This window comes from Microbacterium sp. NPDC058269 (assembly GCF_042881445.1).
GTDB lineage: Bacteria > Actinomycetota > Actinomycetes > Actinomycetales > Microbacteriaceae > Microbacterium.
Map to the genome: position 1 here is coordinate 886160 of NZ_JBHVXT010000002.1, position 20533 is coordinate 906692.

The window sequence follows — 20533 nt, forward strand, 5'->3', positions numbered from 1 at the left end:
GGTCGATGGCTGCGGGCGATCGTCTAGCGCGACGTGGGAAAGTGTGGCGGAACAGGGGAGCGGGGCGGCGGCGCGTCGTGCGGCCCGACGGTGACGGCCATGATCCACGCCTGCGCCACCAGGCCGAGGATGATGGCGCCGGTGAGGAGCACGATCAGCCCGGTGATGATGTCGAGATTCCATTCGTGGATCTCGGCGGTTCCGATGAGCGCACCCAGCCCCGCGGCTCCGGTCATCACACGGAGCGAGGGGAGCGACGCGAGCCGTGCGGACACCCGCTGCCTGCGTGCGTCGTGGATACGCCTGGTCGGAGCGGTGATCCGCGCGCTCAGGAACTGATATCCCGAGGCGAGCACGAGGGTCAGCGCCCCGAAGGCGGCGAGCCATCCGATGTAGTACTGCTGCGACAGCATCCATACGCCGATGGTCGCAGCGAGTACGACGACATCCGAGATCGCGATCAGGCGCTCGGTGCCGACGGAGATGACACCGTGGCCGGAGGCGCGGTGGGCGGCACCGAGGCCCTGCCTGACGGCGATGCAGGCTCCGGCGAGCACGATGCAGAACATCTGCTGCAGCCAGGAGCCGTTGATCACGGTGGTTCCGCCACTGTTCCACAGCACAGTGGCGGAACCACCGATGAGGGCGATGTCGATGAGGACCGTCGTGGGGACTCGGAAGCGCGCGTCGGTGAAGATCGGCTTCGCGGGCATGACGAGGTCCTTCGTTCTCTCGGCGGTTCCACCTGTCGCGGCAGTGCGCGGCGATCTCGTGGAAGACGTCTCCGCGGATAGCCGCATCAGCTGATGAGACGGCCGTCCCGCGGATCCGTTACGCGAGAGTTCGGATCGGATGCCTCGACGTCAGGAGTTCACGCGGATGATCTCCTGCTGGTACGGCGCGATCACGTCACCCGAGATGCGCAGATCGAGGAGCAGGAACCGTCGCGATGCCGCGTCCTCCTCCGCCCAGCTCGCGAGACGGTCGAGATCGGCGAGGGTGCGCACGACGACGCCTTCCGCGCCCACGGCCGCGCCGAATGCGGCGAAGTCGACCTCGGGGATGCGCATGGGGCCCTCCGCCAGTCCTTTGAGGCCGTAGAGGTTCACCTCGGCGCCGTAGGCAGCGTCGTTCCAGACCACGGCCATGCCACGGCCGGCGGCGGCGCGGACGGCGGATTCCAGATCGGCGATCGCCATCAGCCCGCCGCCGTCGCCGGACGTCAGCACCACGGTCGACTCGCGCCGTGCCAATGCTGCGCCGACCACACTCGGCCATCCCTGCCCGATCGACTGGAACGCGGTGCCGACCATCATCATGCGGTCGGGAGCCGCGACCGGCCAGTACATGTTCGCCCATCCGATGAAGTGCCCGCCGTCGGACACCACGACGCGGTCCTCCGGCAGCAGCTCGGCGATGCGGCGGGCAGCGGAGCGCGGGTCGAGGCGTCCGTCGGGAGCAAGGTCGTCGCCGGCGTCGTAGGCCCGAGCGGCTGCAACGTCCACCGTCTCGCGCCAGGGGCTCGTCGATCCGGCGGTACCGATCCGGGAAACGAGCTCCTCCGCGGCCAGACGGGCATCGGCGCGTACGAAACCTCCGACGTGCGCATGCGTCGCGGCCGGGGCGATGTCGACCTGGAAGACCCGCGTGCCCGGCGCGAACAGCTCGCCGAATCGCATCGTGAACTGGTTCAGCGCGGCACCGAACACCACGGCGACGTCGGCCGAACGCACGAGCTCCATCGCACCGTCTGCACCGAACCCGCCGGTCACACCGAGGTCGTACCGCGTGTCGGGGAAGACCCCGCGGCCGAGCGCTGAGGAAGCCGTGAGGGCCCCGGTCGCTGCAGCCAGCTCTCCCAGCGCGGAGCTCGCTCCGGACAGCCACGCACCGCGACCGGCGAGCAGGAACGGTCGCTCGGCGCCGGCCAGAGCTGCCGTGATCTCGTCGAGCATCGCATCGGCGAACTCGCCGCGCGGGGCGAGCGGGGCCGGAATGCGCGGCGACGGAGCGTCCGGGACCTCGCCGGCATCGAGCGCTGCGACGTCGTAGGGGATCGCGAGGACGACCGGGAGTCGGTAGGTGAGGGCGTGCTCGATCGCGATGACCGTGGTGGCGGCGGCATCCGCGCGTCCGACCGTGTAGGTGCGGGCACCGACCGCGGATGCGAGGGCGATCTGGTCGACGTCCCAGGGGCGGGGACCGGACGTGGGCTCGTCGCCCACGACGAGGACGAGAGGCACACGCGCCTGCACCGCCTCGGCAAGCGCGGTCAGGGTGTTCGTGAAGCCGGCGCCGTACGTCGAGGTGCCGGCGGCGATACGACCGGATGCGCGGAAGTGGGCGTCGGCGGCGACCACGGCGCCCTGTTCGTGACGGACGGCCGTGAACACGGCATCCGTCTGCGTCTCGATCGCATCGAGGAAGTAGGCGTTGCCATTGCCCATCACCCCGAACACGGCATCGATGTGCTGGTCGAGGGTGAGGGCGACGTGCGCGGAGACGGTGGGCATGCGAAAGCCTTTCGAGACAGGGACGGAGGAACTGCGGGATCCGTATGTGTCTCGCCTTCGCGTCTTCGCGAAGTGCTTCGTGCCTCTTTTTCAGGCACCGGCCGGGCCGGACCCGCTCAGTCTACCGGCGGGAGACCATCGCGGGATGCGGGAGAATGCTGGAATGACTGATGCAGAGATCGAGCGCGAGACACTCACCTGGGACGGCTTCGGGGCGGCGACGCGCGATCTGGCACGGAACATCCTCGACAGCGGCTTCATGCCCGAGGTCGTCGTGGCCATCGCCCGGGGCGGGCTGCTTCCGGCCGGGGCGATCGCCTACGGCCTCGGTGCCAAGAACTGCGGAGCGATCAACGTCGAGTTCTACACCGGCATCGGCACCGTGCTCGACGCTCCGGAGGTGCTTCCTCCCGAGCTCGACATGGCGTACCTGGACGGGCGCCGCGTGCTGCTGGTCGACGACGTCGCCGATTCGGGACGCACCCTCGCTCTCGCCGTGCAGCTGCTGAAGGACAAGGGCGCCGACGTGCGGTCGGTCACGATCTACACCAAGCCCTCCACGATCATCCAGCCCGACTTCGCGTGGAAGGACACCGACCTCTGGATCAACTTCCCGTGGTCGTTCCGCGGAACCGTCCGCGAAGAGGATCAGGGTCTCGCACCGTCCGCGTGATCGGGGCCGGATCGTCAGCCGTGCAGCAGGGAACGCAGCGTCTGGATCGTGTCGGCTTCGGCCGGAGACTTGTCCTGCCGGTAGCCCTTCACGCGGGCGAAACGCAGCGCGATGCCTCCCGGATACCGCGGTGAGCGCTGCACCCCGTCGATCGCGATCTCCACGACGAGCTCGGGGCGCAGGAACACGGTCGACGCCGTGCGGTGCGACTCGTGTTCGGGGAATTCCGCCGTCTGCCAGCGCAGCAGCTCGTCGGTGAGCCCCTTGAAGGTCTTTCCGACCATGACGTAGCCACCGGGGTCGCCGAACTCTCCCGCAGGGTCGCGCGCGCCCAGGTGCAGGTTCGAGAGCCAGCCGCGACGCCGGCCCGAACCCCACTCCGCCCCGAGCACGACCAGGTCGAATGTCAGCACCGGTTTGACCTTCACCCAGGACTTGCCGCGTCGACCGGCCGCATAGGGTGCGTCGACCGCCTTGACCACGACACCCTCGTGGCCGGCGGCGAGGGCATCGCGCGACAGCTGCTCGGCGGCGTCGGCATCGTCGGTCACGATGCCCGGCATCCGCCACTCCCCGGCCACCCGTTCGAGCTCGGCCAGCCGGACGGAGAGCGGCTCGTCGATCAGGTCGCGCCCATCCACGTGCAGCACGTCGAAGAACCACGGCCGCAGGACGAGCTCGCGAGACACATCGGCGCCGAACCGCGACATCGTCTCCTGGAACGGTCGCGGGCCCCCGTCCTCGTCGAGCGAGAGCGTCTCGCCGTCGAGGATCAGATCCTGCGCCGGCAGCGCGCGCACGATCTCGACGAGCTCCGGCACGCGGTGCGTGATGTCGGCCAGGCTCCGGGTGTAGACGCCGACGTCGTCGCCATGGCGGTGCACCTGGATGCGGGCGCCGTCGAGCTTGTACTCGACCGACGCCCGCCCGGTGACTTCCAGTGCGGCGGACGGCGTCGCGGCGGTGCCCGCCAGCATCGGCAGGACGGGACGCCCGACCTGCAGCCCCACGGCTTCGAGGTCGTCCGCGTCTCCCGTGAGCGCGATGCGGGCGGTCTCGCCGAGGTCGCCGGAGAGCATGGCTGCGCGCCGGACGGTCGCCGGCGGTCGATCGGAGGCCCGGGCGATCGCGTCGAGCAGCACCCCGGACAGAGCGCCGGTGCGCAGCTCGCCGAGCATGGCCCTGACCAGGAAGTCCCACTCGGCGGCCGTGGCGCGAGAGGCGAGTTCGCCGAGGATGCTGCTCCGGGCGGAGGTGGAGCCGGAACCGGACGTCGCCGCCAGCGAGTCCAGGGCCCGGTCGACGTCGAGCACGGACAACGTCGGACTCTCGGTGTGCGTGATGTCGAGGGCGGCGATGCCTCGCCACCCGACCCCGAGCTTGCCCTGGCGGGGAGCCGCGAGGAGAAGACCCATGACCGCGGCGATCTCGCTCGGTTCCGCCTGCGTGAGCAGGTCGGCGAGGGCCTCGATCTTGGCGAGCCGGGACGACGTGGCTCCGACACGGTCGGTGGTGGAGACGAGCTCTGCGAGCAGCATGTGGGCATTCTCGCACCGGGGTCCGACACTCGGGTCGCAGGGTCTCCCAGCTGGTGCGCTGACGGGCCCGCTCAGTGCCCGCGGAACTCCGGCTTCCGCTTCTCCTGGAACGCGGAGAAGCCCTCGCGGTAGTCGTCGGTGTCGCAGAGCGCGGCCTGGGCGGCGTTCTCGATGCCGACCGCATCCCAGAGCGTGAGCCGCTCGTCGCGGATGCGGGCGATGAGTTCTTTGCTCGCCAGGAACGCCGCCGTGGCGCCGCGTGCGGCCGTCCCGGCGGCATCCGTCGTCGCCTGCACGACCTCGTCATCCGGGAAGACGCGCGAGAAGAGGCCCGATGCCACGGCCTCCGTGCCGCTCATCAGCCGCCCCGTGTAGATGAGGTCGAGCGTCTTGTGCGCGCCGAGCCGGTCGAGGAAGAGCGCGTGACCTCCGGAGTCGAGCGTCGCGCCGAGCGCAGCGAACGGGGACCCGATCTTCGCAGACTCGGCGACGTACACGACATCCGTCGCGATCAGGAGGCCGAGCCCGACCCCGAGACATGCACCGTGCGCGACCGCGAACGTCGGGGCGGGGAACCGCGACATCCGCCGCAGCAGCGGGGTCACGAGCCCGCCGAGGTAGCCCATCACGTCGTCGTTCCGAGGGTCGACGCCGGAGATGTCGCGCCCCGCGCAGAACGCGCGTCCCTCTCCGCGGAGCACGAGCGCCCGCACGCCCGCAGCCTCCGCCGCGACATATGCCGCATCCAGCTCCGCGAGTGCCTGGTCGTCGAGGGCGTTCAGCTTCGACGGCGCGTTCAGCACGATCGTGGCGACGTCGTCGGCGAGGGTGAGGTCGATCATCAGGGCTCCGGTCAGACGTCGTAGTCCACGACCACGCGGTCGCTGGTCGGATGGGACTGGCAGGTGAGCACGAATCCGCGCTCGAGCTCGTCGGGCTCCAGGGCGTAGTTCTCGGTCATCGTGACACTGCCCTCGATCACCCGCGCTCGGCAGGTACCGCAGACGCCGCCCGCGCACGCGAACGGCGCATCGGGGCGGACACGGAGCGCCGCGTTGAGCACCGACTCGTGCGCGTCGACCGGGCTCTCCACAGTCGAGGAGACGCCGTCGAGGGTGACCTCGATGCGCACGGTCTTCTCGCCCGCGCGCACCTGCACCGGGCGGGCCGCGCGTGCCGGTTCGTCACCGGTCGTGAACAGCTCGAAGCGGATGTGGGAACGGTCGACGCCGACATCCGCCAGCACCTCGCGGCACAGGTCGACCAGGGCGAGCGGCCCGCACAGGAACCATTCGTCGACGGTCGTGGGTGGGATGAGCGTGCCGAGGATCGTGCGCAGCTTCTCCTCGTCGATCCGACCGGACAGCACGGGGGCCGCCCGCTGCTCGCGGGAGAGCACGTGGTGCAGCACCAGTCTGGTGGGGTAGCGGTCCTTGAGGTCGGCCAGGTCTTCCAGGAACATCACGTCGAGCGTGGCGCGGTTCGTGTAGAGCAGGGTGAACCGCGAGGACTCCGAACGGGTCAGCACCGTGTGCGCGAGCGCCATCAGGGGCGTGATGCCGGAACCGGCGGCGATCCCCACCACGTGCCGGTCGTCGAGGTCGTCGAGTGCCGAGGTGAAGGTGCCCTGCGGGCTCATCACGTCGATCTCGAATCCGGCGTGCAGCCCGGTCTGCGCCCACGTCGAGAAGAGCCCGCCCTCATCGCGCTTCACGGCGACGCTGAGGCGCGTGTCCTGCCCGTCGTCGCGGTGCTCCGGCGCGCGGCACAGCGAGTAGGAGCGCCGCACCTCGACGCCGTCGAGCGTGGTGCGCAGGGCCACATACTGACCGGGAAGGTGGTCGTATTCGTCGGCGAGTGCGGCCGGAACCGTGAACGTCACCTCGACCGCGTCGTCGGTGAGCGGGCGCACGTCCTCGACCGTGAGGGTGTGGAAGCGGGCGCGCTTCCGGGGAGAGGCCGCGCGCGGAGCCGTCGCAGGCGGGGAGGGCGCGGGCGCCGAGGTGAAGAGCGACATGTCAGTGCACCTTGAAATGGTCGAAGGGCTCGAGGCAGGCGCGGCACTCGAACAGCGCCTTGCACGAGGTCGAGCCGAAGTGGGAGACCTCGCGGGTGTCGAGCGACCCGCAGCGGGGGCATCGCACGCTCAGCGAGAGCCGGATGGGCCCGGTCGACACGGCGGCCCGGCCGGAGGGTGGCGCGATGCCGTACGCCGCGAGCTTGGTCTTGCCGGCATCCGTCATCCAGTCCGTCGTCCAGGCGGGGGAGAGCACGAGGCGGACGTGTACCTCGTCGAAGCCGGCGGCGGTGAGGGCGAGGATCACATCGTCGCGGATCGTGTCCATCGCGGGGCAGCCGCTATAGGTCGGGGTGATGTCGACATGCACACGGGTCCCGTCGACCTCGACCGCGCGGAGGACACCGAGGTCCTCGATCGTGAGCACGGGCACCTCGGGGTCGGGAACGGAGGCGGCGATCCGCCACGCGGCCTGCGTCGGAGTGAGCGTCACCATGTCGCTCCCGGATGCCGTCGTGCCAGCACCTGCATCTCGGCGAGGACGTGGCCGAGAGGCGTCGCGTGCGCGCCGTTCCGCCCGCCCGCCGACGACGAGACGACGGCGGGGACGGTCAGCTCGGCTTCGGCGAAGACGGTGTCGACCACGCCGTCGAATCCGGCGCGCAGGATCGACGGGCGCACAGCCGCGTCGCCGAGGCGGTCGATCAGGTCGTCGTCGCGGAACAGCTCGTCGACGTACGGCCAGACGTCTCCGATCGCCCGGATGATCCTGGTGCGGGACTCCTCGGTGCCACCAGCGAGGCGCAGCACCCACTGCACGGCGTGATCGCGGTGGTAGTCGACCTCTTTGAGCGACTTCTCGGCGATCGCGGCGAAGGTCTCGTCGCTGCTGGCGCGGAGGGCCGAGTATAACTCGAACATGTATGTGGCCACGACGAACTGCCGGGCGATCGTCTGGGCGAAGTCGCCGTTGGGCTGCTGCACGATCCACGCGCAGCGGAACTCGGGCTCGTCGCGGAAGAACGCGAGGTCGTCCTCGCTGCGGCCGTCGAACGAGCCCGCGTAGTGCAGGAACGAGCGCGCGTGGCCGAGCAGGTCGAGAGCGATGTTGCCGAGAGCGACGTCTTCCTCCAGCTCGGGGGCGCGGGATATCCACGCGCCCAGCTGCTGGGAGAGGATGAGCGCGTCGTCGCCGAGGCGCAGCGCGTACTCGGCGATGTCGGCCGATGCGGCGACAGCCCCGGTGCCGGAGAGTTCCTGCGACAGGCGGAGCTCGTCGACGGAGACGTCGCCGTGGATGTCACCGTGGACGTCGGCGGCCTCGTGCGCGGTGTTCGGGTGTGGTGCGCTCACAGGTGCGGCACTCCCTCGGATGCCGTGTAGTACACGGCATGGCGGTAGTTCTTGCCCGCCGGACTCTCGAAGTACGCACCCTTGGCGTCGGGGTCGCTCGTGGTGATCGCATCGGCCGGGGCGACCCAGATCGAGACGCCCTCCCCGCGGCGCGTGTAGAGGTCACGCGCGTTGCGGATGGCCATCTCGGCATCAGGAGCGTGCAGCGAGCCGACGTGCACATGGCTCAGCCCGCGGTTCGCTCGCACGAAGACCTCCCACAGGGGCCAGGGTTCGCGCTCGTCCGCTCCCGGAGTGGCCATCACGCCACCGCCTTCGTCTTGAGGGACTGCTTGCGGGCGTATTCGGCGGCGGCCTCGCGCACCCAGGCGCCCTCTTCGTGGGCCGTGCGGCGGCGTTCGAGACGCTCGGCGTTGCACGGGCCGTTGCCGCGCACGACCTCGAAGAACTCCTCCCAGTCGATCTCGCCGATCACGTACTGGCCGCTTTCCTCGTCGAAGCGCAGATCGGGGTCGGGCAGGGTCACGCCGAGGATCTCGGCCTGGGGTACGAGCATGCCGACGAAGCGCTGGCGCAGCTCGTCGTTCGAGAACCGCTTGATCTTCCACTTCATCGACTGCGCCGAGTTGGGCGACTGGTCGTCGGGCGGCCCGAACATCGCGAGGCTCGGCCAGTACCAGCGGTTCACGGCATCCTGCGCCATCTCCCGCTGCTCTTCGCTGCCCTGCATCAACGTGAGCAGGATCTCGAAGCCCTGGCGCTGGTGGAACGATTCCTCTTTGCAGACGCGCACCATGGCGCGGCCGTACGGACCGTAAGATGCTCGGCACAGGGGCACCTGGTTGCAGATCGCGGCACCGTCGACGAGCCAGCCGATCGCGCCCATGTCGGCCCAGGTCGGGGTGGGGTAGTTGAAGATCGAGGAGTACTTGGCCTTGCCGCTGATGAGCTGGTCCATCATCTCGTCACGGGTGGTACCGAGCGTCTGCGCGGCGGAGTAGAGGTAGAGGCCGTGCCCGGCTTCGTCCTGCACCTTCGCCATCAGGATCGCCTTCCGCTTGAGGCTCGGTGCGCGCGTGATCCAGTTGCCTTCTGGCTGCATGCCGATGATCTCGGAGTGCGCGTGCTGGGAGATCTGCCGGACAAGGGTCTTGCGGTACGCGTCGGGCATCCAGTCGCGCGGTTCGATGCGCTGCTCGTTGGCGATGAGCTCGTCGAAGAGGCGTTCCTCATCGGAGAGCTCGCCCACGAGGGACAGATCTGCAGGACTGGTCATCATCGACTCCTCGATATCAGGTCATGTTTACTGACCGATCGTTAGGTAATTCTGACACAGAAGAGGAACGTCTTCAAGACGACGCTCAGTGCGAGCGGGAGATCAGCTCCAGGAGCGCGCGGCCATACGCCTCAGAGGGGTCCGGATGCTCGAAGGCGAGAGGGACTCCCGCGATTTCGATCTCGACGCGGAAGGTGTCCTCCAGTCGCTTCAGGGCCCGGAAGGTCCCCCGCAGAAGGTCGCGCAACTGGTCCTCGCGCGGCAGCCACACCGCGTCAGCGAGGGTCACCGCGTCGAGCGCCCACTCGGTGGTCCCGTTGAACGCCAGGTCGGTTCCGCTCGGTGTCTGGCGGGCCTCGATCGTCATCTCGCTGACCGTGAAGGTCTCGGCCTCCGCTTCGAGCTCCACCTCCTCAGGCAGATCGAGCTGGAATCGGTCGCCCTCGGCCGGGTGCCACGCCAATCCGGCGTCTCGCAGGGCGACGGCCAGCTCACGCGTGATCATCCCCTCACGCTAGACGACGGGACTCGCCGCGGGGTCGACGAACCTGGGGAAGAGGGCATCGCCGTGTCGGCGGTGTGGGGCAGAGTGGGGGCATGACTTCCGCAGCCCCCGCCGATACCCGTGAGGCCGCGCGCGCGGCGCTGCGCGAGCTCGTCGGACGCCCAGACGCCGACTTCCACGACGGGCAGTACGAGGCGATCGAGGCGCTGGTCGAAGGGCGTCGCCGCGCGCTCGTCGTGCAGCGCACCGGCTGGGGCAAGTCGGCGGTGTACTTCGTCGCGACCCTGCTGCTGAGGAGACAGGGGGCGGGGCCGACCGTGCTCGTGTCACCGCTGTTGGCACTCATGCGCGACCAGATCGCCGCGGCCGAACGGGCAGGGGTGCGCGCCGTCGCGATCAACTCCACCAATGCGCACGAGTGGTCCGACGTGCTCGGGCAGCTCGATCGCGACGAGGTCGATGTGCTGCTGGTCTCGCCGGAGCGCCTCAACAACCCCGCCTTCCGTGAGCAGCAGCTGCCGGCCCTCGTGCGTCGGATCGGCATGCTCGTGGTCGACGAAGCGCACTGCATCAGCGACTGGGGACATGACTTCCGTCCCGACTACCGGCGGCTGCGAGACCTGATCGCGCAGATGCCGGCCGACGTGCCGGTGCTCGCGACCACCGCGACCGCCAACAGCCGTGTCGTGGCGGATGTCGCCGAGCAGCTGGGCAGCCTCCAGTCCGATGGCGACGCGGCCGGTGACGCGGAAGCGGAGCCGGTGCTCACGATCCGCGGACCGCTGGCGCGCACCTCGCTGCGACTCGGTGTGCTGCGCCTACGCGATTCGGCGAGTCGCCTCGCGTGGCTCCTGAGCCACATCGACGACCTGCCGGGTTCCGGCATCATCTACACGCTGACGGTCGCTGCCGCCGTCGACACGGCCCGGCTGCTGCGCGACCACGGTCACGACGTGCGCGCGTACACCGGGCAGACCGATACCGAGGAGCGCACCGAGTCGGAGGGGATGCTCAAGCGCAACGAGGTGAAGGCCCTCGTCGCCACGAGCGCCCTGGGCATGGGGTTCGACAAGCCCGACCTGGGTTTCGTCCTGCATCTGGGCGCGCCCTCATCGCCCGTGGCGTACTACCAGCAGGTCGGTCGCGCCGGTCGTGCCAGCGAGAGCGCCGACGTGCTGCTGCTCCCGGGCGCCGAAGATCGAGACATCTGGCACTACTTCGCGACGGCCTCGATGCCGGATCGTGAACGGGCGGAGCGGGTGATCGGCGCGCTCGGCGACGCGCCGATCTCGACGCCGGCACTCGAGGCGATGGTCGACATCCGCCGCACGCCGCTCGAGCTCCTGTTGAAAGTGCTCGACGTCGACGGCGCGGTGCGGCGCGTGCAGGGCGGATGGGTCGCGACCGGTGAACCGTGGAGCTACGACGCCGAGCGCTACGAGCGCATCGCCGCCGAACGTCTCGCCGAGCAGCAGCACATGATCGAGTACGAGCAGGCCGACGGATGCCGGATGGAGTTCCTGCAGCGTTCTCTCGACGACGACACGGCTGCGCCCTGCGGGAGATGCGACAACTGCGCGGGCGGGTGGTTCCCGCGGGAGATCGGGGAGTCCGCGAGCACGCAGGCCGCCCAGTCGCTCGACCGCGTCGGTGTTCCGATCGAGCCTCGGCGTGCCTGGCCGACCGGCGCGGATCGGCTCGACGTGCCGGTGAAGGGCCGCATCGCCGCCGACGAGCAGGCGGGCGAGGGACGTGCGCTGGCGCGCCTCACCGACCTGGGCTGGGGTGGGGCGCTGCGCGAGCTGTTCGCCGCCGGTGCGTCGGACGTGGTCGTGACGCCGCAGCTGCTCCAGGCCTGCATCAGGGTGCTCGCCGGATGGGGATGGGATGAGAGACCGGTGGCCGTGGTCGCCATGCCCTCGCGTTCGCACCCGCTGCTGGTCGACTCCCTCGCGCGCGGCCTCGCCGACGTCGGGCGCCTGCCGTACCTCGGCGCGCTCGAACCGATCGGAGGCGGCCCGACGGGTCAGCCGGGTGGCAACAGTGTCTTCCGGCTCGCCGGGCTCTGGGATCGCTTCAGCGCTCAGCACCTCGACGTGCCGCCGGGGCCGGTGCTTCTCGTCGACGACCTGGTCGACAGCCGGTGGACGATGACTGTCGGGGCCCGCGTGCTCCGTCAGGCGGGGGCGACCCAGGTCTTGCCCTTCGCCCTCGCGTTGCGCGGCTGACCGCGGGTCGGACTCGGGGCCGAGGGACTCAGTCCTCTGCGGGCGCGACGCGCGGCGGCCACGTGGTGGAGCCGAGTTCTCGCGAGATGTTTCGGGCGGTCTCGCGCAGGGCGTTGAAGATCGCATCGGAGGCGGGCGTCTGTGAGGTCGGCATCACGACGGCGACCGCAGCGACGATGTCGTTCGACGCGTCGGCGATGGGGGCGGCGATCGAGGATTCGCCGAGCACCGCCTCGTCGAACTCGCCGGCGGTTCCGCGCTCGGCGATCGCCGGGAGCTCGAGGGTGAGTCGAGCGGTGTCGATCACCGTGTCGCCGGTGAGACTGCGCAACGGCTGCTCGAAGACGCGTTGCTGGAAGCCGAGATCGTAGGCGAGCAGCACCTTGCCCATCGCCGAGGCATGTGCGGGGATCGCGACGCCGGTCTCCAGCATCTGCTGACTGTCGTCCGGCCGCAGGTTGTGGTGGATGACGAGCACGTCCGTGAAGTGCGGGGCGCCCAGACGCACGGAGAGGTTGGTGCGGCGGGCGAGCTCCTGCGTCCACCGCATCGCCCTCGCGCGTACGTCGAGCGTGTCGAGGTACACGTTGCTCAGGCGCAGCAGGGTCGGGCCGAGCATGTAGCGCTGCCCCCCGCGTTCCTTCGCGACGAGTCCGTGCGAGCGCAGCGACTTCACGATCCCGTGCACGGTCGACGGCGGCAGGCTGAGCGCTGCGGCGAGGTCGGTGATGCCGAGGTGGCGTGCTCCCTGGAGCAGTTCGAGGATCTTCGCCGCGCGGTCGATCGACTGGATCACGGTGGCCCCTCTCCTTCCGGTTCGTCGTCGAGCCGGATCGTCATGCCGGGCTTCAGGATTGATCTTGACAACCCGGCAGGCTCCGAGCATATTCGACATTAACGAATTGCTTTCCGATTTTTGCGAAAATCACGAAGGATCAAAGGAGATCGAACGATGAAGAAGCTCATCAACGCCCCTGAGGACGTTCTCGTCGAATCGCTGAGGGGCGTGGCGCTCGCTCATCCCGAGCTCTCCGTCGACCTCGAGAACCACGTCATCACGCGTGCCACACCCAAGGCGCAGGGCAAGGTCGCGATCCTCTCCGGTGGCGGCTCCGGCCATGAGCCTCTGCACGGCGGCTTCGTCGGAACCGGGATGCTCGACGCCGCGGTCGCCGGCGAGGTCTTCACCTCCCCGACACCCGACCGTGTGCAGGTCGCCACGAAAGCCGTGGACCGCGGGGCCGGCGTGCTCCACATCGTCAAGAACTACACCGGCGACGTCCTGAACTTCGAGATGGCCGCCGAACTCGCCGCCATGGAGGGAATCGAGGTCGGCAGCATCACCGTAGACGACGATGTCGCCGTGCAGGACTCCCTCTACACAGCGGGTCGCCGCGGAGTGGGCCTCACCGTTCTGCTCGAGAAGATCGTCGGCGCGGCCGCGGAGGAGGGGCGCGACCTCGCCGCCGTCGTCGAACTCGCCAAGAAGGTGAATGGGCAGGGCCGCTCGATGGGCATGGCTCTCACCAGTTGCACAGTGCCGGCGGCGGGCAAACCCACGTTCGACCTTCCGGACGACCAGATGGAGATCGGCATCGGCATCCATGGCGAACCGGGGCGTCACCGCGAACCCCTCGCCCCGGCCTCAGAGATCGCCAGGCAACTGGTCGAGCCGATCCTCGCCGACATCGATGCCGCGGGCCCCGCGATCGTGATGCTGAACGGCATGGGGGCGACGCCGCTCATCGAGCTGTACCTCATGTACGGCGAGGTCGCGGCGATCCTGGAGAAGTCCGGAGTGCAGATCGCACGGAACCTGGTCGGCAACTACATCACCTCGCTCGACATGGCCGGGTGCTCGGTCACCCTGCTCAAGGCCGATGACGAGCTGTTGCGGTTGTGGGATGCCCCGGTGAACACGCCAGGTCTGCGGTGGGGCGCCTGATGGCCGCGGTCGACACTGTTGTCCTCGCCGACTGGGTGACTCGCTTCGGCACGGCCGTGACCGAGAAACGCGACTGGCTCACCGAACTCGACTCGGCCATCGGCGACGCCGACCATGGTGCGAACATGGCCCGGGGCATGAGTGCCGTCGGCGAGAAGCTCGCGGCCGGGACACCCTCCACGGTCGACGAGCTCCTGAAAACGGTCGGCATGACCCTGGTGAGCTCTGTCGGTGGAGCGAGCGGTCCTCTCTACGGCACGTTCTTCCTGCGGATGGGGATGGCAGCGGGCCCGGTGGCAGAGCTCGACGGCCCCGGTCTCGCCGCCGCACTGCGCGCCGGACTCGAGGGCATCGTGGCGCGCGGCAAGGCAGAGGCCGGAGACAAGACGATGTTCGATGCGATGGCTCCCGCCGTCGACGCGATGGACGCTGCGCTCGCCGGTGGTTCATCGGTCGCAGTTGCCGCCAGGGCCGCAGCGGACGCGGCTGCGGCGGGCCGCGACGCCACGCTGCCCCTGGTCGCCCGCAAGGGCAGAGCGAGCTATCTCGGGGAGCGCAGCGCCGGCCATCTCGATCCGGGAGCCGCGTCGACGGCCATCCTCTTCGACACGCTCGCTGCGACGATCGCGGACAGCGCCTGATGATCGGCATCGTCGCCGTCTCCCACAGCGCACGGCTCGGGGAGGCGGCGCTGGAACTCGCCCTGCAGATGGTCCAGGGCGGGGGAGTGCACGTGCTGGTCGCGGCCGGTGCCGGCGTCGACAGCGATGGCGCACCGATCCTCGGTACGGACGCAGTGGCCGTGGCAGCCGCGATCGACGAGCTCGCCGCAGACTGCGACGGCGTGCTGGTCCTCATGGACCTCGGGTCGGCCGTGCTCAGCGCCGAGCTCGCGCTCGAGCTGCGCGCGAGCGACGTGCCTGTGCGACTGGCTCCTGCGCCGTTCGTCGAAGGATTGCTCTCTGCGGTGGTGTCTGCCGCGACCGGTGGCTCGCTCGACACGGTGGCCGCTGAGGCGGTGGCAGCACTGGGGGCGAAGACCGGGGCGCTCGGCATCGAGGAAGAGCACGCAGTGGAGGCGGCTGTCGCCCCGGGGGCGGACGGCGCCGTGCTGGTCCGTCGGGTGCGCGTGCGCAATCCACTCGGGATCCATGCGCGCCCAGCCGCCCTGATCGCCAAGGCCACGGCAGGAGCAGACGTACTCCTGCGTCGCCTTCCCGACGGCCCGGATGCGGCAGCGGCGAGCCTGACGCGGCTCCTCGTCCTCGGCGCACGGCAGGGCGACGATCTGGAGCTGACCGCACGTGGTGACGACGCGGCGGAGGCGCTGGATCGTCTGGTCGCGCTGTTCGACGACGGATTCGGTGAGGGGATGGAATCGGCGGAACCCGCGCACGACACCGCACCGACCGCGACCGGTTCCTCGGCTGAGGTGCCGGCCTCCCCATCGGAAACCGACCTGGCGCAAGCGGTTACGCCCGGTTCCGTGCTTCGCGGGCGCGGAGTGAGTTCCGGTCGGGTCGCCGCACCCGTCGTCCACCTTGCGCCGCCGCTTCCCGAGCCCGACCCGGCCGTGGTCGTCCCCGAAGCCGATCGGGATTCCGAGGTCTCCGCGATCGAGTGGGCATCCGTCGCCGTCGCCGATCAGCTCCGTTCGCGCACCGCGCAGGCGACGGGGGAGGCGAGAGCCATCCTCGATGCCTCTCGCCTCCTGGCGTCCGATCCCGAGCTCGTGTCCGAGGCCACGGCGCTCGTAAGGGCGAAGGGGCGCAGTGCCGCCCGCGCGGTCTGGGAGACGGCCGTCGTCCATGAGAAGGCCCTCGCCGCGTTGGGGGGCCGAATGGCCGAGCGCATCGCCGACATCCGCGATGTGCGCGACCGGATCATCGCCGAGATCCTCCAGGTCGACATGCCGGGGGTTCCCGAGCGCGACGAGTCCTTCGTGCTGGTCGCCACCGATCTCGCTCCGGCAGACACCGCGCTGCTCGCCGGCGGCGCTTGTGTCGCGCTCGTCACGGTGCAGGGCGGACCGACCTCGCACACGGCCATCATCGCGCGCTCTCTCGGTCTGCCTGCGGTGGTCGGTCTCGCCGAAGCCGGAGCGATCCCCTCGGGAGCGATGGTGCTCGTCGACGGTGACCGCGGCACTGTCGAGGTCGAGCCTGCGCAGTCCCGTGTCGACGAAGCACACGCGTCGGCCGTCGTCGTCGACTTCGATGGCATCGGCGCCCTTGCCGACGGGCACAGCGTCCCCCTCCTCGCGAACGTCGGGGGAGCGGCAGACGCGACGAGCGCGGCCGCTGCCCACGCCGAGGGCGTCGGGCTCTTCCGCACGGAGTTCTGCTTCCTCGACCGCACCGACGCTCCGAGCATCGACGAGCAGATCGCCGCGTATCGCGGTGTGCTCGCCGCGTTCCCCGGGCGCAAGGTCGTCGTGCGCACGCTCGATGCGGGCAGCGACAAACCGCTGCCGTTCGCCAACTCCGACAGCGAGGACAACCCCGCCCTCGGCGTGCGCGGGCTGCGTATCGCCAGACGTCGGCCGCAGCTCCTCGATGATCAGCTGACCGCTCTCGCGCGGGCGGCTGCCGAAGAGCACGCGCAGGTCGAGGTGATGGCGCCGATGGTCGCGACCGTCGACGAGGCAAGAGGCTTCGCCGAACGGTGTCGGGCGGCGGGGCTGGACAGGGTCGGCATCATGATCGAGACGCCGTCGGCCGCCCTGCTCGCCGCCGAACTGTTCGAGGTCGTCGACTTCGTGAGCCTCGGCACCAACGACCTCGCCCAGTACACGATGGCGGCTGACCGGCTGCTCAGCGAGTTGGGCGACCTCAACGATCCGTGGCAGCCCGCGGTGCTGCGACTCATCGCGGCCGTCGGCGATGCGGGTCGCGCTGCAGGCAAGCCGGTGGGGGTGTGCGGCGAGGCGGGTGGCGACCCCGAGCTCGCACCGGTTCTGGTCGGACTGGGGGTGACATCGCTGTCGATGGCTCCGCGCTCACTCGGGCGAGTGGCCGCGAGGCTGAGTGAGCTGTCATCCGACGATTGCCGAAGAGCAGCTGCTGCCGCGATCGGAGCGTCCTCCGCCGGGGCCGCCAGAACGGCGGCTGCGGCGGCGCTAGCCCGCGCCTGAAGGGCATCCGGCACTCCTATATGCGTGCAATGACATGTGTCTCATTCCATTCTGATATCGACATGTGGGCTCCCGAAGAGCCCCGCGTGCTTCGCACCTATGCTCAAGCCAGGGGGCTTCGAGTACGGCGCCACGATGAATCGGAGGGCACATGTCCACACAGCGGTCATTTTCGCGAGGCGCGCTCGGGCTGTTCGCCGCCGGTGTCCTCGTCGCCCTGTCCGGGTGCACTCCTGCACCCCAGACCACACCGAAGCCGACCCCGTCGCCGGAGAGTTCGGCGCCGGCTCCCTACGACGGCCCGGCGGTCTTCGTCGGAGACGAGCTCGACTGGTTCCTGCCGGATGCCGAAGAGATCTCGGGTCTGCTCCCCGACGTCGGGGAGGTCGCCGCGCCGACCCCGTCGCTCATTCAGGTCTCAGACGGAGGCGGGCCCGATCCCGTGCCGGCGATCTGCGGCGCATTCGCCTATGAACCGTCCCTGAGATCGATCGGTGCCCGCTCGGTCACCTGGGCAAGCTCCCTCCCTGACGGACGGGACGGGTGGCTGCACGTCCTCCAGTTCGCCGATGAGGCTACGGCGCAGGCCCTGATGGATCAGTACGTCGGAGCCGCGCAGCAGTGCGCCGAGTTCACCTACGGCGGTCCTTCGACGTTCGAGTCGACGGTGCGGGAATCCGATGACGGAGTGAGGGCTGTCGCCGGCTCACTGGTCATCGACAACGGCTTCGGCGGCGGGAACAGGCTCTACCTGGGCTACGCCACGGTCGGAAACGTCGTCGTGAACTTCTGGCAGCCGTTCTCGGGAGAAGCTGCTTTCGACAGCGAGCAGGCCGCGGAGTTCCTCCGCGACCAAGCGTCCGCCGCCAGGGAGAAGCTGGTCGAGGAGCTGACGGCGAATCCGCCGGAGGCGCCGGAGACCCCGCCGGCGGCAGACCCGGCTGCCGCGTGGAGTACGTGGGAGGTGACCGACCGCGGTGTCGGTCCGATCCTTCTCGGCTCCGAGCTCGAAGACGCCATCGCGGTGGTGCCGGGAGCGAAGGTGATCAGGCCGGAGTGGGACGGCGGGCAGACGCGACTCGTCAGTCCGGACGGGGCTGCCTCTCTGCTGCTCTGGACGGGCGACGCGGGCACCGTCGTCGCCGCCGTCTCGGTCGGCTTCGCCAACGTTTCGGATGAGCCCCGCGAAGACCCTGCTGCGCTGCCAGCTGCGGGTGATGTACGGATCGGCGACACGGTTGCCGAGGCCATGAGCGCGTTCCCTGGGGGGACGTCGGTCAGGATCGTGTCGTCCGGCGAGTACTTCTACGACTGGACGACCCGGGAGGGCGCGGTGATCCGATTCCGTGTCGACCGTGACGCGATGGACCCTGCGGCCGTGATCACCGGAATCCTGACGGAAGACGCTACGCTGCGCCAGATTCCCGATTTCGGCTGAGCCCTCTTCGTCGGGCGGCATACCTCGGGGCCTCGACCCATCGACTCTTCCGACTAACTGAACGATCGGTCGGTTAGTATGGGCGGATCGGATGACGCGACTGCGGCATCCGGCCCGCTCGACGAGGAGGTCGACGATGACAGAAGCGACGACGCAGACGACGGAGTCGGTGCGCCCGAATCGCGCCATGATGGAGCGCGACCGCGCATCGGCCGCACTGGGCCTCGTCGTCGAACGCGACGATCCAGGTCATGCGGTCGTGTCGATGCGCGTGCGCGACGACATGACGAACGGCTTCCACATCACCCACGGCGGGTTCGTGTTCGCCCTGGCCGACACCGCCTTCGCGATCGCTTGCAATGAAGACGACCGGGTCACGGTGGCTGCCGGAGCGGATATCTCCTTCCTCAAGTCGACCGTCTCCGGCCAAACGCTCACGGCGACGGCCATCCGACGCTCGCGCACCGGCCGCTCCGGCATCTACGACGTGACGGTCATCGATGAGCAGGGTGATCCCGTCGCCGAGTTCCGCGGGCGCTCCCGCACCACCAACCAGACCTTCTGATCCCCACTCCCGGAGTATCCCGTGTCGACGACGACCGCAACAGCCTCCCGTGTCCGCCCTCCCGCAGCATCCGAGCTCGATGCCGAAGAGCGCATGAGCCGCGATGAGATCGCCGCTCTCCAGCTCGAACGGCTTCAGCAGACCGTGCGCCATGCGTACGCGAACGTTCCCCTCTACACGCGCAAGCTCGATGACGCCGGTGTGCGTCCGGAAGACATCCGCACCCTGGCCGATGTGCAACTGCTGCCGTTCACGACCAAGGAGGACCTGCGCGAGACCTACCCGTTCGGGATGTTCGCGGTGCCCATGTCCGACGTCGCCCGTATCCACGCGTCGAGCGGCACCACCGGCCGTCCGACGGTCGTCGGCTATACCAAGGGCGACCTCGAACGTTGGGGGTCGCTGGTGGCGCGGTCGCTGCGTGCGAGCGGGATCCGCCCCGGCATGAAGGTGCACAACGCTTACGGCTACGGACTGTTCACAGGCGGACTCGGCGCGCACGCGGGCATCGAAGCGCTCGGAGCGACCGTCATCCCGATGTCCGGCGGCCAGACCGCACGCCAGGTGCAGCTCATCCTCGACTTCGAGCCCGATGCCATCCTCTGCACGCCGAGCTATCTGCTCACGATCGCCGACGCGATGGCGGCGCAGGGGGTCGACCCGCGCTCCACCTCGTTGAAGGTCGCGGTGCTGGGTGCCGAGCCGTGGTCGAACGAGATGCGGCACGAGCTCGAACAGCGCCTCGGAGTCGACGCTCTCGACATCTATGGGCTCAGCGAGGTCATGGGGCCGGGAGTGGGCAACGAGTGTCTCGAGACCAAGGACGGCCCGCATCTGTGGGAGGACCACTTCCTGCCGGAGATCATCGACGGCGAGAGCGGAGCGGTGCTTCCGGACGGCGAACTCGGCGAACTCGTCTTCACCTCCCTCACCAAGGAGGCGTTCCCCGTGATCCGCTATCGCACCCGCGACCTCACCCGGCTGCTTCCGGGGACCGCACGCCCCGGTATGCGGCGGATGGAGAAGATCACCGGCCGCAACGACGACATGATCATCCTGCGCGGGGTGAACCTGTTCCCCACGCAGATCGAGGAGCTGGTCCTGGGGATCGAACAGCTGACTCCGCACTTCATCCTCGAACTGTCGAAGGACGCACGGATGGACACGCTGAAAGTGCGGATCGAACGACACCCGGACCTGTCTGTCGAGACCTGCCTGAGTGCCGCGGAGGTGCTCGCGCAGCGCATCAAGATCTTCGTCGGATCGACGGTCGCCGTCCAGCTGGAGGAGCCGGGGACGCTGCCCCGGAGCGAGGGGAAGTACAAGCGCGTGTACGACCTGCGATGACG

The 20533-nt window shown here is 69.4% G+C and carries 19 protein-coding genes; 8 read left to right on the top strand and 11 right to left on the bottom strand.

The features are described from left to right. Positions 1–23 precede the first annotated feature (23 nt). Both ACFVWL_RS12650 and ACFVWL_RS12655 read right to left on the bottom strand, forming a co-directional pair. On the bottom strand, positions 24–713 hold the full coding sequence (locus ACFVWL_RS12650) for a hypothetical protein (protein ID WP_387183116.1): 690 nt from the start codon (positions 711–713) through the stop codon (positions 24–26). A gap of 150 nt (positions 714–863) precedes the next feature. Further along, positions 864–2513 (bottom strand): thiamine pyrophosphate-binding protein, encoded by a 1650-nt coding sequence (locus tag ACFVWL_RS12655; protein WP_387183119.1) that lies wholly within the window; start codon positions 2511–2513, stop codon positions 864–866. 163 nt (positions 2514–2676) lie between these two features. Between ACFVWL_RS12655 and ACFVWL_RS12660 the strand changes: the two genes are divergently transcribed. Beyond that, positions 2677–3186 (top strand): phosphoribosyltransferase, encoded by a 510-nt coding sequence (locus ACFVWL_RS12660; RefSeq protein WP_387183122.1) that lies wholly within the window; start codon positions 2677–2679, stop codon positions 3184–3186. 14 nt (positions 3187–3200) lie between these two features. Here the strand turns inward: ACFVWL_RS12660 and ACFVWL_RS12665 are convergent, their stop codons facing one another. From ACFVWL_RS12665 to ACFVWL_RS12700, 8 genes are all read right to left on the bottom strand, one after another. Continuing rightward, complete coding sequence (locus ACFVWL_RS12665) at positions 3201–4724, bottom strand: ATP-dependent DNA ligase (RefSeq protein WP_387183124.1); 1524 nt, start codon at positions 4722–4724, stop codon at positions 3201–3203. 71 nt (positions 4725–4795) lie between these two features. Then, positions 4796–5566, bottom strand: a complete 771-nt coding sequence (locus ACFVWL_RS12670; protein WP_387183126.1) for an enoyl-CoA hydratase/isomerase family protein — start codon at positions 5564–5566, stop codon at positions 4796–4798. A gap of 11 nt (positions 5567–5577) precedes the next feature. Beyond that, positions 5578–6741, bottom strand: a complete 1164-nt coding sequence (paaE, locus tag ACFVWL_RS12675) for a 1,2-phenylacetyl-CoA epoxidase subunit PaaE (protein ID WP_387183129.1) — start codon at positions 6739–6741, stop codon at positions 5578–5580. A gap of 1 nt (position 6742) precedes the next feature. Beyond that, entirely contained in the window at positions 6743–7237 is a 495-nt protein-coding gene (gene paaD / locus ACFVWL_RS12680; RefSeq protein WP_387183132.1) for a 1,2-phenylacetyl-CoA epoxidase subunit PaaD, read from the bottom strand. Continuing rightward, entirely contained in the window at positions 7231–8094 is an 864-nt protein-coding gene (gene paaC, locus ACFVWL_RS12685; protein WP_387183136.1) for a 1,2-phenylacetyl-CoA epoxidase subunit PaaC, read from the bottom strand. Before paaC ends, paaD begins: the two co-directional genes overlap by 7 nt. Further along, positions 8091–8396, bottom strand: coding sequence for a 1,2-phenylacetyl-CoA epoxidase subunit PaaB (paaB, locus tag ACFVWL_RS12690; RefSeq protein ID WP_017828375.1), 306 nt, complete (start codon positions 8394–8396; stop codon positions 8091–8093). The genes paaC and paaB overlap by 4 nt, the downstream gene beginning before the upstream one ends. Next, the gene (gene paaA / locus ACFVWL_RS12695) at positions 8396–9370 is read right to left on the bottom strand and encodes a 1,2-phenylacetyl-CoA epoxidase subunit PaaA (RefSeq protein WP_387183139.1); all 975 of its coding nucleotides are present in this window, start codon (positions 9368–9370) and stop codon (positions 8396–8398) included. The genes paaB and paaA overlap by 1 nt, the downstream gene beginning before the upstream one ends. A gap of 85 nt (positions 9371–9455) precedes the next feature. After that, positions 9456–9875 carry a pilus assembly protein CpaE gene (locus tag ACFVWL_RS12700; RefSeq protein ID WP_387183142.1) on the bottom strand — a complete coding sequence of 140 codons (420 nt, stop codon included), beginning with the start codon at positions 9873–9875 and terminating at the stop codon, positions 9456–9458. Between the two features lie 92 nt (positions 9876–9967). On the opposite strand from ACFVWL_RS12700, the gene ACFVWL_RS12705 reads away from it, so the two are divergent. Then, positions 9968–12103 carry a RecQ family ATP-dependent DNA helicase gene (locus ACFVWL_RS12705; protein WP_387183145.1) on the top strand — a complete coding sequence of 712 codons (2136 nt, stop codon included), beginning with the start codon at positions 9968–9970 and terminating at the stop codon, positions 12101–12103. Between the two features lie 28 nt (positions 12104–12131). Here ACFVWL_RS12705 and ACFVWL_RS12710 read toward each other — a convergent pair whose 3' ends face one another. Then, positions 12132–12899 (bottom strand): IclR family transcriptional regulator, encoded by a 768-nt coding sequence (locus ACFVWL_RS12710; protein WP_105526753.1) that lies wholly within the window; start codon positions 12897–12899, stop codon positions 12132–12134. Between the two features lie 156 nt (positions 12900–13055). Between ACFVWL_RS12710 and dhaK the strand changes: the two genes are divergently transcribed. The 6 genes from dhaK (at position 13056) to paaK (ending at position 20531) form a co-directional block, all read left to right on the top strand. Then, entirely contained in the window at positions 13056–14048 is a 993-nt protein-coding gene (dhaK, locus tag ACFVWL_RS12715; protein ID WP_105526754.1) for a dihydroxyacetone kinase subunit DhaK, read from the top strand. Further along, positions 14048–14689: a dihydroxyacetone kinase subunit DhaL gene (gene dhaL, locus ACFVWL_RS12720; RefSeq protein ID WP_387183150.1), complete on the top strand. Its 642-nt coding sequence runs from the start codon at positions 14048–14050 to the stop codon at positions 14687–14689. The genes dhaK and dhaL overlap by 1 nt, the downstream gene beginning before the upstream one ends. After that, positions 14689–17181, top strand: a complete 2493-nt coding sequence (gene ptsP, locus ACFVWL_RS12725) for a phosphoenolpyruvate--protein phosphotransferase (protein ID WP_387183153.1) — start codon at positions 14689–14691, stop codon at positions 17179–17181. Before dhaL ends, ptsP begins: the two co-directional genes overlap by 1 nt. A 151-nt stretch (positions 17182–17332) precedes the next feature. Beyond that, positions 17333–18619, top strand: coding sequence for a hypothetical protein (locus tag ACFVWL_RS12730; RefSeq protein WP_387183156.1), 1287 nt, complete (start codon positions 17333–17335; stop codon positions 18617–18619). Positions 18620–18755: 136 nt separating this feature from the next. Further along, positions 18756–19184, top strand: a complete 429-nt coding sequence (gene paaI / locus ACFVWL_RS12735) for a hydroxyphenylacetyl-CoA thioesterase PaaI (protein ID WP_387183159.1) — start codon at positions 18756–18758, stop codon at positions 19182–19184. 21 nt (positions 19185–19205) lie between these two features. Next, the gene (paaK, locus tag ACFVWL_RS12740; RefSeq protein WP_387183162.1) at positions 19206–20531 is read left to right on the top strand and encodes a phenylacetate--CoA ligase PaaK; all 1326 of its coding nucleotides are present in this window, start codon (positions 19206–19208) and stop codon (positions 20529–20531) included. Positions 20532–20533 lie beyond the last annotated feature (2 nt).